Source organism: Streptomyces sp. NBC_00344, assembly GCF_036088315.1.
In the GTDB taxonomy this organism is placed as follows: domain Bacteria; phylum Actinomycetota; class Actinomycetes; order Streptomycetales; family Streptomycetaceae; genus Streptomyces.
Genome location: NZ_CP107996.1, coordinates 1,362,231 through 1,377,057, shown reverse-complemented (window position 1 = coordinate 1,377,057; position 14,827 = coordinate 1,362,231). Strand labels below are relative to the sequence as shown.

Here is a 14,827-nt window from a genome sequence, read left to right as displayed (position 1 = left end):
TCAGTGCCTCACTGCGTCATCTGCTGCTGGGCCTTGGTGAGCTTGGCCTTCACGGATTCGGTCGTGATGGCCTTGCCCGCTGCGGCGTCCGCCCACAGCTCCTTGATGGCGGTGCCGACGGTCGTCTCGAACTGCGACTCCGACGCGACCTGGGGCAGCGGCGCGGCGCTGTTGCTGAGGGTGTCCTTGAGGACCTTCACACCGGGGGCGTTGAAGGCGGGGTCCGACTGGGCGGCCGTGACCGGGGGGACCGAGCCGTAGGCCTTGTTGAGGAGCTTCTGCTCATCGGTACTGGTCATGAACTTCACGAACTGCAGAGCGCCCTTGGTGTTCTTGGTGTTCTTGAAGACGGCCATATTGATGCCCGCGACCATGGAGTTGACGTTCTTGCCCTTGCCGGGGGTGCCGGACTGGACCGGGACCGGTGCCGCGCCCCAGTCCTCGGGCTTCATGCCCTGGGAGGCGAAGGTGGAGGCGGCAGCCTGCCACAGCACCATGGCGGTCTTGCCCTTGGAGAAGTCACTGAGCGACTGGTTCTGGGCGTACTCGGCGTTGCCGGGCGCGATGATCTTGTCCTTGCCCATGAAGTCGACGTACTGCTTCACGGCGGCGACGGCCCCGGGAGAGGTGAACGTCGGCTTGCCCGAGGCGTCGAAGAAGTCGGCTCCGTGCTGCTGGCCCAGGACGAAGGCCTGGTGGATGTTGTTGGAGAGGTTGCCGCCCTCGGCGCCGAGCCCCCACTTGCCGCTGGTGCCGTTCTTCGAGATCTTCTTGCCGTCGGCGACCAGTTCGTCCCAGGTGGCCGGGGCCTGCGCTATGCCCGCGTCGGCGAACATCTTCTTGTTGTAGTAGAGCGCGTAGGACAGCGAGTACAGCGGGACGGCGGACGGGTCCTTGCCCTCCGCGCCGGCCGAGCCGACAGCGGCGTCGACGAACCGGTCGCGGCCGCCGATGGCGTCGAAGTTCTTGGCGTTCCACGGCAGCAGGGCTCCGGTGGCCTGGAGCGACGCGGACCAGGTGTTGCCGATGTTGAGGACGTCGGGGCCCTGACCGGACGTGGTCGCGGCCAGGATGCGCTTGAGCAGATCCGACCACGGCACGACCTCGAGCTTGACCTTGATACCGGTCTGCTTCTCGAACTTCTTCAGCTCGGGTGTGAGGATCTTCTTGTCCGCCGGGATGCTCGGTCCCTGGTTGGACGCCCAGTAGGTGAGCGTCTTGGGGGACTCATTGCTGCCCCCTGCTTCGCTGCCCCCGCCGCACGCCGTGGCACCGGCGAGAGTGGAGACGGTGATGGCGACTGCTGCTGCGGCTCTGATTCTGCGCATGTTCGTTGGCCCCTTCCCGGGGAGGGCTGCGTTCACTGTACGAACGGCCTTCACGACTTAATCTAGGTCGTGAGTTAAGTAGTGAGAGAAGGTCGCGTCAAGGTCTTTGGCGGGGGTATGTTGCATCGGAGGAAGGAGTCACATGGCTGAACAGAGCAGACGAACCGTGCGTGACCTGCGGCGGGGCAACCGGGCGGAGGTTTTGCAACGTTTGTATTTCGAAGGCCCGCTCAGCCGCCAGGAGCTCGGCACCACCACCGGCCTGAGTTCGGGATCAATCAGCAACGTCGTTGCGGAACTTGCGGCGGAAGGTCTCCTCGAGGAGGCCGGAATCGTCGATTCCGAGGGCGGCAGGCCACGCACCCTTCTCCGTGTGGCCCCCACCAGCGGCTACCTCATCGGCATCGACGTCGGTGAGACCCGGGTGCAGGTCGAGCTCTTCGATCTGGCTCTGACCGAACTCGCCCGGGCCGACCGGCCCCTGATCCACCACGGCTATGACGTCGACTGGATCGTCGCCCACATCCGGGACGCCGTTGCCGACGTACTGCGGGACTCGTCCATCGAGACGGACGAGCTCGTCGGGGTGGGTGTCGGCGTGCCCGGAATCATCGACCGCGGTTCGCCCGACGGAGTCGTGGTGCACGGCCAGACGGTCGGCTGGGACGCCGTACCGCTGGAGGCCATGCTCCGCGAGTCCGCCGAACTCCCCTCCGATGTGCCGTTCTTCATCGACAACGGCGCGAAGACACTCGGACAGGCGGAGATGTGGTTCGGCGGCGGACGCGGCGCCGGCGATGCCGCCGTGGTGCTGTTCGGCTCCGGCGTCAGCGCGTGCATCGTGGTCGACGGCGAGCTCTACGGCGGCGCGCAGAGCCGGGCCGTCGAATGGGGTCACACCACCGTGCGGGTCGGCGGCCGGCGTTGCCGCTGCGGATCGCCCGGCTGCCTCGAGGCGTATGTCGGCGCGGAGGCCATCCGTGAACGCTGGCTGGAGACCGGTGGCCCGCCGGCCTCGTCGCCCGACGAGGAGACGGCCCTCGCCGCGCTCCTTGAGGCCGCTGTGCCTGCCGGAGACGGAAGGCCGGCCGATGCCGGCGCTGCCCGGCTTCTCGACGAGACCGCCGAGTACCTGGGCGCCGGAATCGCCGATCTGGTCAATCTCTTCCGGCCCGAACGCGTTCTGGTCGGCGGTTGGGCGGGCTTGCTGCTGGGTCCCGCACTGCTGCCCGCCGTGCGCCGCTACGCGAAGAAGTACGCGATGCGGCATCCGGCCGAGCGAGTGACCATCGACCTGGGCCAGCTGGGCGCCGACGCGGTCACCCGGGGCGCGGCCACGCTGCCGCTGGCCGACTTCTTCGCCCGCGGTGGCAGACGCCGCCGGCAGGAGGACCCTGATGCCGGCACGGCCGACGCAGCGGCGAGGTCCGGCGGGCAGAGCTGGCGGCCGGTTGTGATCGAGCGGCGGCCCGTCTGACGTCACGTCCGCGAGAGCCGGCCCTGCCGTCGGGGGCGGATCTCGCGGGCCCGCGGCGCAGCGGTGGTGTTACGGGATGGGTCCTGCGGTGCCGTTGGGCCCCACGGGTGCTCATCGCCGGCCGGCTGGGGTCCGGGTCCCGGTTTCCGGGAAGGTGTCCGGCCGGCGCCGTGGGCGGGTCACGATGGGGTGTTCATCCTCCCGGACAGGGCAATCGGGAACTATGAATACCCGTTCAGTGTCACTTCGCGGAAGAAGCCGCGTGCGGCGTACGGCGAACGGCCCGGCCGTCGAGGCCGGCGCCCGTGCCGGGTTCGCCGCCCGCGGACTGATCTACGTCCTGGTCGGCGTCCTGGCGCTGCGCATCGCCTTCTCCGACGGAGGAGGACAGCAGGCGGACCGCGGCGGCGCCATCGCCGAGATCGCTCACAAGCCGTTCGGAAACGTCCTGTTGTGGCTGCTCGGGGCAGCTCTTGCCGGGATGGCGCTCTGGCGTCTCTCGGAGGCCCTGTTCGGACAGGCGGGACCGGACGGCGACAAGGCGAGCAAGCGGGCCATGGCCGCCGGGCGCTTCGTCTTCTACGGTTTTGTCTCCTTCTCCGTGCTGTCCTACGCGGCGGGGGACAAGAGCAGCGGCAGCGGTTCGAGCGACAAGCGCTCCAGTGATGTGACGGCCGAGGTGCTGCACTGGCCGGCCGGTCAGTGGATCGTCGGCCTCGCGGGGGCCGGAGTGCTGGGCGCCGGGCTGTGGATCGCCGCCCGCGCTCTGATGCGCAAATACCACAAGCATCTGAAGATGACCGAGATGTCGCGACGGGTACGCAGGACCGTCGACTTCTTCGGGGTGGTCGGCGGCGCGTCGCGGGGCATCGTCTTCGCGACGGCCGGCGGCTTCGCCATCGCCGCAGCGGCGCAGCGCAAGCCGGGCAAGGCGAAGGGCATGGACGACACCTTGCGGTCCTTCACCGAAACCCCCGCGGGGCCGTGGCTCCTGGCGCTGATCGCGCTCGGCCTGGCGGCGTTCGGTGTCTTCTCCTGGGCGAGCGCCCGCTGGCGCAAGGTCTGAAGGGCGGGGCCGCTGGGGCGGGGCCGTCCGGGCAGTGCCCGTGTCAGAGCAGTTTGGCCACCGTCAGCAGGAGCGCGGAGTCCTCGAGGGCCTCCAGGCGATGACGGCTGTCCGGCACGATGATGAGATCGCCCTTCCGGCCCTCCCAGGCCAAGTCCCCCGCCGTGAGCCGCACCCTTCCGTGCAGGACGTGCACGGTCGCCTCACCCGGATTCTCGTGCTCGGCGAGTTCGGCGCCGCGAGTCATACCGATGACCGTCTGGCGCAGCACCTTCTCATGACCGCCGTAGACGGTGTCGGCGGTGTGGCCGCCCCCGGCGGCAGCCGCCAGCTCCATCTGCTGGCGGCCCAGGGCTTCGAGTGAGAGTCGTTGCATGGCACCAGTCTTGCGCACCCGCCCCCGAACGGCGGGGAAGGACCGCACGAGTCCTGACCGCGCCGCCGGGGGAGCCGGACAGACCCCCGGAGCCCTATCGCGCCGAGGCCGGTCCAGCCGTGTGCCGGGTCCGATGACCGGTGCCCGACCTGCGGACGAGCAGGCTGATGACCGAGGAGTTGACCAGCGCCGCCACCGCGAGCAGCGCGAAGAAACCGGCACCATCGATGCCCGGTATCAGGAAGAGCAGGCTCGTCGGCGCGGTGAAGATGACGGGCCACACCCCCGAGAAGGAGGCGTCCTGATGCGCCACGAACGCGGTGTCCACCCACACCCAGATCAACAGGCCCGCGGCAATCGCGAGATAGGCGCGTGACACCCAGTCGCCCGCCACGGTCCGGCAGACCTGCCGTACGAGGTTCCTGGCCTTCATGAGTCCTCCACCTTGTAGGTCGTCGGTGACGCAGTAGTCGTTCTTCCCTCCTCTCCAGGCTGCACCGGGCGCGCGGGGAACGCGTGAGTACGGCTACTCATGCGAGTACTCGGTACGGGCATGAGCAGCGGGCCTGGCGACTGGTCCCGCAGTGATTCCCACGGGCGGCGACCGGTGCCGAATGGTCCGAGCGCGAGCTGGGCAGGTACAGGTGTGCGGTGCCGGGAGGACCCGGCGGCGCGGGACCGGAGGGGGCGCATCACGTCATGCAGCAGAATGCCTGGCAGTTCTCCGACGACCGTGGCCAGCTGTCGACGGCGGACCGGCCGCCGTCGAAGGTGATCGCCTACATCCAGGCCGGGGCCACTCTGTGGGACCACCGCATACTGCCGGGCGCGGTTTTCGGCTCGTCGCACGACGGCGCGATACCCGATCCGGCGAAGGCGGGCACGCTGCCCCTGGACAGGACCGGCTATCTGGGAGCGGGTGGTCAGCTGGATCTGGAGGCGCTGCTGCGGTCCGGGCCGGAGCTCGTGGTAGCCGTCAGCTACGGCGGAGGCCAGGTCTACGGACTTGATCCCGAGACCGCCAAACACCTCGAGGAACACGTCCCCGTGGTGGTCATCGACGTCGGGCGGACCCGTAGTCCGGGCGTCATCGCAGCCCGGTTCGAGGCCCTGGCCGTCTCACTCGGCGCCGCGGAGGACCAGGAGGGGGCGCACCTCCTCACGGTGGCACAGCGGACACTGGCCGCCGCGACGGAGACGGAGTTCCGGCCGCGGCTTCTGGCCCTGTCGCCCGCGGGCCCCGAACAGGTGCATCTGGCACGTCCCGATGCCTGGCCCCAGCTGCGCGAACTGTCGGAGCGTGGCGTCAACACGGTGCAGCCGCCCGGGGATGCGGGGGCCAACTGGGCCACTGTCGGCTGGGCCGGGGCAGCGGAGCTGCGGCCCGATGTGGTGCTGGTCGATGTCCGGTGCAATGCGACGTCTCTCGGCGAGCTTCGTGACGATCCGGCCTGGCAGGCCGTCGGGGGCCGTGCGGAAGTGGTGACGTGGAACCCGGAAGCCCCCTGCACCGCCCGAGCCCACGCGCGGTTCCTCACCGCCGTCGCGGGCGCGATCCGCGGCGCGCCCGGCCGGTGACCCTCCTCACAACGGGAGCTGATCAAGGACTCGACCGTGTCGGTGTTGGGCCGAACGGGTGAGTGGCGTCAGAATTGGCTGATGCAGATAGAGAGCCCAACCGAGGTGGTCCGGTGAGCAGGTACGACAGGTACGACGTCACCGACGAACAGTGGGAGGGGCTCGCCCAGGTCGTTCCGTTGCGTGGTCGCAACGAGTGGCCCTCGAGAGTCGACCACGAGACGATTCCCAACGACACGGCGAACGAGCAGCGCCGGTTCGTCGTCCTGCGGGTACAGGTCTTCGCGGACGCCCGCGAAGTCGCCGAGTACCTGATCGCCCAGATCCCGGTGCTGCTGGACCTGACCGGGGCCGAGAGCGAAGTGGCCAAGCGGATCCTGGACTTCAGCAGCGGTGTGGTCTTCGGTCTCGGCAGCGGGATGCACCGGGTCGACAAGAACGTCTTTCTGCTCGCCCCGGTGGGCACCGAGGTCGAGGGGATCGCGGAGGCGGTCGTCCCCCGATCGTAGGAAGGTCCGGAAGGCGGAACGGTTCATCACACCGGCGCCCGCATACGGTCCGACCATGGACGTAACCCACGCACGCCCGGCCGTCACCGAGCTGCGGCTCTCCGCCTTCAAGTCGCACCGCGGCGCCGCCTTTCCGCTCGCCCCGCTCACGCTCTTCGCAGGGGCGAGCGGGAGCGGCAAGTCGAGTGTGCTCCAGGTGTACGAAGCGCTGGCGCGGCTCGGCGCGGGCGACGAGCTCGGCGAGGTCTTCGACGATCCGGCCGGCTGCATTCCGGAACGTGCCGCGGCGGATGCCCAGGGCAGGCGGGGATTCAGGATCGGCTGCACCGTGGACGGACCGGCCGGCCCGGTGCAACTGGACCTCGCCGTCCAGGCGGATCCCGAGCTGCGGATCGTCGGCGAACGGCTGACCGCGGACGGGAAGCTGCTGCTGTCCACCGCGCTGCGCGACCCCGAGCGCTCCACGGTGCAGGCCGCCTGGCACACCGCGGGGGCGGTTCCGGTCACCCGCGCCCCGCTGCCGGACGACCGGCTCGGCACCTCTCTGCTGCCGCTGAGGGTGGCCGGAAAGACCGAGGGACAGGTGCGGGTGCTGGCAGCCGCCGAGCAGGTGGTGGTGGCCCTGCGGTCGGTGTTCTCCTGCGATCCCCAGCCGCAGCGGATGCGCGGTCCTGTGGCGTTGGGGGAGGGGCGGCTGCGGCCCGGCTGCGACAATCTCGCCGAGGTGCTGTACCGGACCCAGTCCGAGTGCGCGATCCGGCACAAGCAGCTGGTTGCGGCGGCTCGAGCGGGTTGCGCGGGCCCCGTGGAGGCGCTCCGGGCCGAGGAGTTGCTGAACGGGACGGTGCGGGCGGTGCTCGGCAGGGGCGACCGGGCGGTCACGCCCGTCGGGCTGCTGGGGGAGGGTGAACTGAGATATCTGGCCCTCGCGCTGGTGCTGCTGACCGGGCCCGGCGTGCTGGCGATGGACCAGGCCGGCGAGGTGCCTCCGGCCATGCAGTCGCTGACCGTCCTGGCGGACGGCTTCGACCGCTCTCTCGACGCGCGGCAGACACGCGAACTGGTCTCCCTGGCCGCCGCGATCTGCAGGCACGGCCACATCCGTGTGGTGGGGACGGCGGCGGAGGCCTCATGGGCGGGCGAGGTGGCGGGGGCCGCGGTGGTAGACCTGAGCGCGTGACAGAACTCGACATGGCGGGATTGCAGCGGCGGCTGACCGAGTTCGCCGCTGCGCGCGACTGGGAGCAGTACCACACGCCGAAGAATCTGGTGGCGGCGCTGAGTGTGGAAGCGGCAGAACTGCTGGAGATCTTTCAGTGGCTCACCCCGGAACAATCGGCGCGGGTGATGGAGAGGCCCGAGTCCGCGCACCGGGTGGTGGACGAAGTCGCCGATGTGCTGGCGTATCTGCTGCAGTTCTGCGAGGCACTGGGGATCGATGCGCTCGCGGCACTTTCAGCCAAGATGGACCGAAATGAGACGCGGTTCCCGCCTGTGGATTCAGCTGATCGTCACTCTCCGGAGTGAGTGAGTTATCAACAACTCGCTTTGAGTCCACAGATTTCCGATTTCCTCTGGCTTTTCGGACTCCATCACTTCACTCTGGGTAATGAAAGGGGAGAGGGAAAGTCATACGAACGGGGGCGCAGATGGACGGAGTGCGGCTCATTGCGATCAGCCGGGACGCTCTCGCGCGGAGCCTGCCGGAGCTGGACACCATGGTGGAGGCCTGGCAGGCGCAGGCGCTTGCCCAGGCGGTTGGCGGACACCTCGCGTTGAGCGGTCCGCCCGAGTTGCGGGCCGAGGGCAGGGCGCTGGGCGAGGCGGGCGGGCGAGGGTGTGGGGCCATCGGTATCCCGGCGCTGCGCGGTGGGTCGATACGAGCGGCCCAGCTGACCGAAGTCACCGATGTGCACGCGGTGTTGACCGAGCTCGGGGTGTTGCTCGGCGAAGTGGGAATCGCCCTGGTCGGTGTCGCCTGCGGCACCGACGAGGAGGGCGTGTACTGGCAGTGCATCGAGGCCATGGACGCTGCCGACGAGTCAGGGGACCGCGTGCGAGGAATGCTGCGCAGGCTGGAGGCGCGCGACGAGGAGAGATCGCGGGGGTGACATATGAGTTGGCGCCCGGTGTGATGCGTCAGATCGGCGAGCCGGGGTGAGCGCGGGGCCCGGAGCGCCGGCCGGCCTCACCGTGCCCTGCGGTGGGGCAGGGTGGCGGGCGGTGCGAGCGCCGCCGGTGCGGGCTCGAAGGTGCAGGATGGATGCATGGATCTTCGAATCTTCACCGAGCCCCAGCAAGGGGCCAGCTACGAAACGCTGCTGACCGTCGCCAAGGCGACCGAGGACCTCGGCTTCGACGCCTTCTACCGCTCCGACCACTATCTGCACATGGGGTCGGGGGACGGTCTCCCCGGTCCCACCGACGCCTGGATCACGCTGGCCGGACTCGCCCGTGAAACGAAGCGGATCCGCCTCGGGACACTGATGACTGCCGGAACGTTCCGGCTGCCGGGTGTCCTGGCCATTCAGGTCGCCCAGGTCGACCAGATGTCCGGTGGCAGGGTCGAACTCGGTCTGGGGGCCGGCTGGTTCGAGGAGGAACACCGGGCGTACGGGATCCCCTTCCCCAAGGAGAAGTTCGGCCGGCTCGAAGAACAGCTGGCGATCATCACCGGGCTGTGGGGCACGGGCGCCGGTCACACTTTCAGCTACGACGGCACGTACTACCAGCTCACCGATTCGCCCGCGCTGCCCAAGCCGGCGCAGGCCAAGGTACCGGTGCTGATCGGCGGGCACGGTGCGACCCGTACTCCCCGGCTGGCCGCGCAGTACGCGGACGAGTTCAACATCCCGTTCGCTTCGATCGAGGACAGTGAGCGCCAGTTCGGGCGGGTGAAGGAGGCCGCCAGGAAGGCGGGGCGCACCGACGAGCTGGTCTATTCCAATGCCCTGGTCGTCTGCGTCGGCAAGGACGACGCCGAGGTGGCGCGCAGGGCCGGCGTCATCGGACGGGACGCGGCGGAGCTCAGGGCGAACGGTCTGGCCGGCTCGCCTGCCGAGGTCGTCGACAAGATCGGCCGCTATGGCGCCATCGGCGCCTCGCGGATCTACCTCCAGGTCCTCGACCTCGATGATCTCGACCATCTGGAGCTGATCTCCTCCCAGGTCCTCTCCCAGCTGAAGTAGGAGCCCCATCGTGAAGCCTGCCCGTCCGCTTGCCGCCGCGCTGGCCGAGGCCGCCGTCCTGCTGGACGGCGGCCTCTCCAACCAGTTGCGGGACCAGGGCTGCGATCTCTCCGATGCCCTCTGGTCGGCGCGACTGCTCGCGGACGATCCGCAGCAGATCGAGGCAGCGCACCGGGCGTATCTGCGGGCAGGCGCACAGGTACTCATCACCGCGAGCTATCAGGCGACGTTCGAGGGGTTCGTGCAACGCGGCATCACGCGGCGCGAGGCCACGGACCTCATGGCCCGCAGTGTTGCTCTGGCCCGCAGTGCCGGCGGGCCGGTGGACCGGGAGGTCTGGGTCGCCGCATCCGTCGGCCCGTACGGCGCGATGCTCGCGGACGGCAGCGAGTACCGGGGCAGGTACGGGCTCTCGGTGCGGGAACTCGAGCGCTTCCACCGTCCGCGCATCGAAGCGCTGGCGGCGGCGGGACCCGATGTGCTCGCCCTGGAGACCGTGCCGGACACCGACGAGGCAGAGGCGCTGTTGCGTGCGGCGCAGGGATGCGGGGTGCCCGTGTGGCTCTCGTACAGCGTCGCGGGCCGGCGGACCAGGGCCGGCCAGGACCTGGCCGGTGCCTTCGCGCTCGCCTCGGGCCTTGACCAGGTGATCGCCGTGGGGGTGAACTGCTGCGAGCCGGCCGACGTGGAATGGGCGGTGGAAGCCGCGGCGCTCACCGGCAAGCCGGTCGTCGCCTATCCCAACAGCGGAGAGCGGTGGGACGCCGTGAGCCGTGACTGGCGCGGTGGAGCCACCTTCGCCGCAGCCCGGATACGGGACTGGCGGGCTGCGGGGGCGCGGCTGATCGGCGGCTGCTGCCGGGTCGGCCCATCGGAGATCGCCGGACTGGCTGAGTACCTGGATCGGGGCCCCCGGTGAGCGCTGCCCGCGACCGGGGCGGGTCCGAGAAGTAACGGCGTCCACCCGGAGGGCGGGCCCTGTGGCGCCCGGTGCGTGCCATCGCCCGGCGGATGATCGCCCGCGTACTGGGCGTATTCGGGCGGCTCCGAAAGCACGGCGAGGCGCCGTGGCCGGCGGCGTGCGCCCGCCAGGGATGACCGGACAGCCCTCAGGGGTCGCGGGGGCCGCCGGGACCTCCCGAAACAGGGGCTCGCCCCCTGCCGAGCGGTGCGGGCCCAGTGGGGTGTGTCCCGAGCCGGGTCACCTGTGGACAGCGGGGCGTGACGGCGGCGAAATCCTCTGGTCGGGAGGGGTGAAGCGGACGATACTCGGACGTGTGTTCCTGACGATCAGTACTACCGGCACCCCGGAGCGTCCTGCCACCGACCTGGGCTTTCTGCTGCACAAGCATCCCGGCAAGGCGCAGACGTTCTCCACCTCGCACGGCACGGCACATGTCCTCTACCCCGAGGCCACTGCCGAGCGCTGCACCGCGGCGCTGTTGCTGGAGGTGGATCCGGTGGCGCTGGTGCGGCGCGGCAAGGGCAAGGGACGTGGTGGCGCGCCCGATTCCGCGCTGGCTCAGTATGTCAACGACCGGCCGTACGCAGCGTCCTCCCTGCTCTCCGTAGCCATCACCACCGTCTTCAAGAGCGCACTGCGCGGAGTGTGCAAGGCACTCCCCGAGCGGGCGGCGGCCACGATGCCGCTGCGTATCGAGGTGCCCGCGCTGTCGGCACGCGGCGGCCCCGAGCTGGTGCACAAACTGTTCGGCCCGCTCGGCTGGGAGCGGGTGAAGTCCGAACCGGTCGCCCTGGACGAGAAGTTCCCGGCGTGGGGTGAGTCGCGCTACGTGAAGCTGGTACTCGAGGGCGAGCTACGGCTCGCCGACGCACTGCGGCAGCTCTATGTCCTGCTGCCGGTGCTCGACGACACGAAGCACTACTGGGTCGCGCCCGACGAGGTCGACAAACTGCTGCGAGCCGGTGAGGGATGGCTCGCCGACCACCCCGAGCAGAAGCTGATCACCAGCCGCTATCTGTCCCGTCGCTGGGGACTGACCAGGCAGGCGATGGAGGCGCTGGAGCTGGTCCGGCTCGCGGAGGCGGACGACACCGAGGTCGAGGACATCGACAACGCGGTGGCGGAGACCGCGGAAGCCGACGAGAAGCCCGCACCGCTCGCCGCTCAGCGGCGCGAGGTGATTGGGCGGGTGCTGCGCGCCGCCGGCGCCGGCCGGGTGCTCGACCTGGGGTGCGGCGAGGGCCAGTTGGTCCATGAGCTGCTGAAGGATGTGCGTTTCACCGAGATCACCGGTGTCGACGTGTCCATGCGCGCGCTTCGCATCGCGGCCCGCAGGCTGCGGCTCGAGCAGATGGGCGAGCGCCGGTCGGAGCGGGTGAAGCTGCTGCAGGGCTCCCTCGCCTACACCGACAAGAGGCTCAAGGGCTACGACGCGGCGGTGCTCAGCGAGGTGATCGAGCACGTCGACCCGGAGCGGCTGCCCGCCCTGGAGTACGCGGTGTTCGGTGCGGCAAGGCCGCAGACCGTCCTGGTGACCACCCCCAACGTCGAGTACAACGTCCGCTGGGAGACCCTCCCCGCCGGACATGTACGCCACGGCGACCACCGGTTCGAGTGGACACGCGAGGAGTTCCGGGGCTGGGCGGCGAAGGTGGCGCAGCGGCACGGCTACGAAACGGAGTTCCTCCCGGTGGGACCCGACGACCCCGAGGTCGGCCCGCCGACCCAGATGGCGGTCTTCCGCAGGGCAACCGCCGACAGGACCGACGAGAAGACCACCAAGGAGGCGAAGGCGGCATGACGGACACCATCGGCGAGCGCATCCTCCCCGTGACCGACCTCTCCCTCGTGGTCCTCATCGGGGCGACCGGTTCCGGTAAGTCCACTTTCGCGCACCGGCACTTCAAGCCCACCGAGATCATCTCGTCGGACTTCTGCCGTGGTCTGGTCGCGGACGACGAGAACGACCAGAGCGCGAGCGGCGACGCGTTCGACGTTCTCCACTACATCGCCGGGAAACGGCTGGCCGCCGGCCGGCTGACCGTCGTCGACGCGACCAATGTGCAGTCCGAGAGCCGCAAGCAGCTGGTCCAGCTGGCGCGCGAGTACGACGTACTGCCCATCGCGATCGTCCTGGACCTGCCCGAGGAGGTCTGCTCCGAGCGCAATGCGGCGCGCCCCGACCGGGCCGGGATGCCCCGCCATGTCGTCCAGCGCCACCGCCGTGAGCTACGGCGTTCACTGCGCGGCCTGGAGCGCGAGGGTTTCCGCAAGGTGCACATCCTGCGCAGCGCCGAGGAGGTCGATGCTGCCGAGGTGACGCTGGAGAAGCGCTACAACGACCTCACCCACCTCGAGGGGCCGTTCGACATCATCGGCGACATCCACGGCTGCAGCTCCGAGCTCGACACCCTGCTCTCCGAACTGGGCTATGTCGACGGAGCGCACCCGGAGGGCCGCACCGCTGTCTTCGTCGGCGACCTCGTCGACCGCGGACCCGACAGCCCCGGCGTGCTGCGCCGCGTCATGTCGATGGTTGCCGGTAACAACGCCCTGTGCGTGCCCGGGAACCACGAGAACAAGCTCGGCCGCTATCTCAAGGGCCGCAAGGTCCAGCACACCCACGGCCTCGCGGAGACCATCGAGCAGCTGGAGAAGGAGGACGACACCTTCCGGGACCAGGTCCGGGAGTTCATCGACGGGCTGGTCAGCCACTACGTCCTCGACGGCGGCAGACTGGTGGTCTGCCATGCCGGTCTGCCCGAGAAATACCACGGCCGCACATCGGGCCGGGTCCGCTCACATGCGCTGTACGGCGACACGACCGGTGAGACCGACGAGTTCGGCCTGCCGGTGCGCTACCCGTGGGCCGAGGACTACCGGGGCCGTGCCGCCGTCGTCTACGGCCACACCCCGGTGCCCAGCACCAGCTGGATCAACAACACGATCTGCCTGGACACCGGTGCGGTCTTCGGCGGGAGGATGACGGCCCTGCGCTGGCCCGAGCGCGAGATCGTCGACGTACCGGCCGAGCAGGTCTGGTACGAGCCGGCCAGGCCCCTCACCACCGAAGCCCCGGGCGGTCACGACGGCCGTCCGCTCGACCTCGCGGATGTGCACGGCCGGCGGACGGTGGAGACCCGGCACACCGGCCGGGTCGCCGTCCGTGAGGAGAACGCGGCGGCGGCTCTGGAAGTCATGAGCCGCTTCGCTGTCGACCCACGGCTTCTCGCCTATCTGCCGCCGACCATGTCGCCCACGGCCACCTCGCAGATCGACGGCTATCTGGAGCATCCTGCCGAGGCCTTCGCGCAGTATGCGTCGGACGGTGTCACGAAGGTCGTGTGCGAGGAGAAGCACATGGGCTCGCGAGCGGTGGCGCTGGTCTGCCGTGACGCGGATGTGGCGCGTGAGCGGTTCGGGGCCGATGGGCCGACAGGCGCATTGCACACCCGGACCGGCCGCCCCTTCTTCGACGACCCCGCGGTCACCGAGGAGATCCTGACCCGGCTGCGCACCGCCGTGTCCGACGCCGGACTCTGGGACGAGCTCACCACCGACTGGCTGCTGATCGATGCCGAGCTGATGCCCTGGTCGCTGAAGGCCACCGGGCTGCTGCGCAAGCAGTACGCGGCAGTGGGTGCGGCGGCCCGGGCCGTCTTCCCGGGCGCCATCGGAGCGCTCGAAGCGGCGGCCGCGCGTGGTGTCGAGGTCGAAGGGCTGCTCGCCCGCCAGCGCGAACGGGCGGAGGACGCCGTCGCGTTCACCGAGGCGTACCGGCGTTACTGCTGGACGACCGATGGCCTGCAGGGCGTGCGGATCGCGCCGTTCCAGCTTCTCGCGGTGCAGGGCCGTTCGCTCGCCTCCGTACCGCACGATGAACAACTGGCCTGGCTGGACCTGCTGGTCGAGCACGACCAGAGCGGTCTGCTGCAGACCACGCGAAGGCTGATCGTCGACACCGGCGACGAGGAATCCGTGCGCCTGGGCACCGACTGGTGGCTGGAGATGACCGGACGCGGAGGCGAGGGCATGGTTGTCAAACCGCTCCAGACGCTGGTACGTGACCAGAAGGGCCGCCTGATCCAGCCGGGCATCAAGGTCAGGGGCCGTGAGTATCTGCGCATCATCTACGGGCCCGAGTACACCCGCCCCGACAATCTGGTGAGACTGCGCAGCCGTTTCCTCGGCCACAAGCGGTCGCTGGCCCTGCGCGAATACGCACTCGGCCTGGAGGCGCTGGACCGGCTGGCGGACGGCGAACCGCTCTGGCGGATCCATGAGGCGGTCTTCGCGGTGCTGGCACTGGAGTCGGAACCGGTGGATCCCCGGCTCTGAACC

The 14,827-nt window shown here is 69.7% G+C and carries 14 protein-coding genes; 11 read left to right on the top strand and 3 right to left on the bottom strand.

The window, feature by feature from the left end:
* Positions 1 to 8: 8 nt before the first annotated feature.
* Entirely contained in the window at positions 9 to 1,328 is a 1,320-nt protein-coding gene (locus tag OHS16_RS06240; protein ID WP_328536169.1) for an ABC transporter substrate-binding protein, read from the bottom strand.
* 142 nt (positions 1,329 to 1,470) lie between these two features.
* Between OHS16_RS06240 and OHS16_RS06235 the strand changes: the two genes are divergently transcribed.
* Positions 1,471 to 2,805 carry an ROK family transcriptional regulator gene (locus OHS16_RS06235; protein WP_328536168.1) on the top strand — a complete coding sequence of 445 codons (1,335 nt, stop codon included), beginning with the start codon at positions 1,471 to 1,473 and terminating at the stop codon, positions 2,803 to 2,805.
* Positions 2,806 to 3,028: 223 nt separating this feature from the next.
* Complete coding sequence (locus OHS16_RS06230; protein WP_328536167.1) at positions 3,029 to 3,871, top strand: DUF1206 domain-containing protein; 843 nt, start codon at positions 3,029 to 3,031, stop codon at positions 3,869 to 3,871.
* 43 nt (positions 3,872 to 3,914) lie between these two features.
* Here the strand turns inward: OHS16_RS06230 and OHS16_RS06225 are convergent, their stop codons facing one another.
* Together OHS16_RS06225 and OHS16_RS06220 are read right to left on the bottom strand one after the other, a co-directional pair.
* Positions 3,915 to 4,247 carry a cupin domain-containing protein gene (locus OHS16_RS06225; protein ID WP_328536166.1) on the bottom strand — a complete coding sequence of 111 codons (333 nt, stop codon included), beginning with the start codon at positions 4,245 to 4,247 and terminating at the stop codon, positions 3,915 to 3,917.
* 94 nt (positions 4,248 to 4,341) lie between these two features.
* Entirely contained in the window at positions 4,342 to 4,680 is a 339-nt protein-coding gene (locus OHS16_RS06220) for an SCO4225 family membrane protein (protein ID WP_328536165.1), read from the bottom strand.
* 266 nt (positions 4,681 to 4,946) lie between these two features.
* On the opposite strand from OHS16_RS06220, the gene OHS16_RS06215 reads away from it, so the two are divergent.
* The 9 genes from OHS16_RS06215 to OHS16_RS06175 all read left to right on the top strand — a co-directional run bounded on the left by OHS16_RS06215 (position 4,947) and on the right by OHS16_RS06175 (position 14,824).
* Positions 4,947 to 5,825, top strand: coding sequence for an ABC transporter substrate-binding protein (locus OHS16_RS06215; RefSeq protein ID WP_328536164.1), 879 nt, complete (start codon positions 4,947 to 4,949; stop codon positions 5,823 to 5,825).
* Positions 5,826 to 5,938: 113 nt separating this feature from the next.
* Positions 5,939 to 6,334 (top strand): cell division protein SepF, encoded by a 396-nt coding sequence (locus OHS16_RS06210; RefSeq protein ID WP_328536163.1) that lies wholly within the window; start codon positions 5,939 to 5,941, stop codon positions 6,332 to 6,334.
* Between the two features lie 55 nt (positions 6,335 to 6,389).
* Positions 6,390 to 7,514: an AAA family ATPase gene (locus OHS16_RS06205; protein ID WP_328536162.1), complete on the top strand. Its 1,125-nt coding sequence runs from the start codon at positions 6,390 to 6,392 to the stop codon at positions 7,512 to 7,514.
* Entirely contained in the window at positions 7,511 to 7,861 is a 351-nt protein-coding gene (locus OHS16_RS06200) for a nucleotide pyrophosphohydrolase (RefSeq protein WP_328536161.1), read from the top strand. The genes OHS16_RS06205 and OHS16_RS06200 overlap by 4 nt, the downstream gene beginning before the upstream one ends.
* Before the next feature lie 122 nt (positions 7,862 to 7,983).
* The gene (locus OHS16_RS06195) at positions 7,984 to 8,445 is read left to right on the top strand and encodes a DUF6099 family protein (RefSeq protein ID WP_328536160.1); all 462 of its coding nucleotides are present in this window, start codon (positions 7,984 to 7,986) and stop codon (positions 8,443 to 8,445) included.
* Positions 8,446 to 8,601: 156 nt separating this feature from the next.
* Positions 8,602 to 9,522, top strand: coding sequence for an LLM class F420-dependent oxidoreductase (locus OHS16_RS06190; RefSeq protein WP_328536159.1), 921 nt, complete (start codon positions 8,602 to 8,604; stop codon positions 9,520 to 9,522).
* A gap of 10 nt (positions 9,523 to 9,532) precedes the next feature.
* Entirely contained in the window at positions 9,533 to 10,441 is a 909-nt protein-coding gene (gene mmuM / locus OHS16_RS06185) for a homocysteine S-methyltransferase (RefSeq protein WP_328536158.1), read from the top strand.
* A gap of 358 nt (positions 10,442 to 10,799) precedes the next feature.
* Complete coding sequence (locus tag OHS16_RS06180; RefSeq protein ID WP_328536157.1) at positions 10,800 to 12,287, top strand: 3' terminal RNA ribose 2'-O-methyltransferase Hen1; 1,488 nt, start codon at positions 10,800 to 10,802, stop codon at positions 12,285 to 12,287.
* Entirely contained in the window at positions 12,284 to 14,824 is a 2,541-nt protein-coding gene (locus tag OHS16_RS06175) for a polynucleotide kinase-phosphatase (RefSeq protein ID WP_328536156.1), read from the top strand. Before OHS16_RS06180 ends, OHS16_RS06175 begins: the two co-directional genes overlap by 4 nt.
* Positions 14,825 to 14,827 lie beyond the last annotated feature (3 nt).

Bases quoted from the DNA above. Each gene is read 5' to 3' on its own strand.
- OHS16_RS06240 (WP_328536169.1), bottom strand. From the start codon at position 1,328: ATGCGCAGAATCAGAGCCGCAGCAGCAGTCGCCATCACCGTCTCCACT.
- OHS16_RS06235 (WP_328536168.1), top strand. From the start codon at position 1,471: ATGGCTGAACAGAGCAGACGAACCGTGCGTGACCTGCGGCGGGGCAAC.
- OHS16_RS06230 (WP_328536167.1), top strand. From the start codon at position 3,029: ATGAATACCCGTTCAGTGTCACTTCGCGGAAGAAGCCGCGTGCGGCGT.
- OHS16_RS06225 (WP_328536166.1), bottom strand. From the start codon at position 4,247: ATGCAACGACTCTCACTCGAAGCCCTGGGCCGCCAGCAGATGGAGCTG.
- OHS16_RS06220 (WP_328536165.1), bottom strand. From the start codon at position 4,680: ATGAAGGCCAGGAACCTCGTACGGCAGGTCTGCCGGACCGTGGCGGGC.
- OHS16_RS06215 (WP_328536164.1), top strand. From the start codon at position 4,947: ATGCAGCAGAATGCCTGGCAGTTCTCCGACGACCGTGGCCAGCTGTCG.
- OHS16_RS06205 (WP_328536162.1), top strand. From the start codon at position 6,390: ATGGACGTAACCCACGCACGCCCGGCCGTCACCGAGCTGCGGCTCTCC.
- OHS16_RS06195 (WP_328536160.1), top strand. From the start codon at position 7,984: ATGGACGGAGTGCGGCTCATTGCGATCAGCCGGGACGCTCTCGCGCGG.
- OHS16_RS06190 (WP_328536159.1), top strand. From the start codon at position 8,602: ATGGATCTTCGAATCTTCACCGAGCCCCAGCAAGGGGCCAGCTACGAA.
- OHS16_RS06175 (WP_328536156.1), top strand. From the start codon at position 12,284: ATGACGGACACCATCGGCGAGCGCATCCTCCCCGTGACCGACCTCTCC.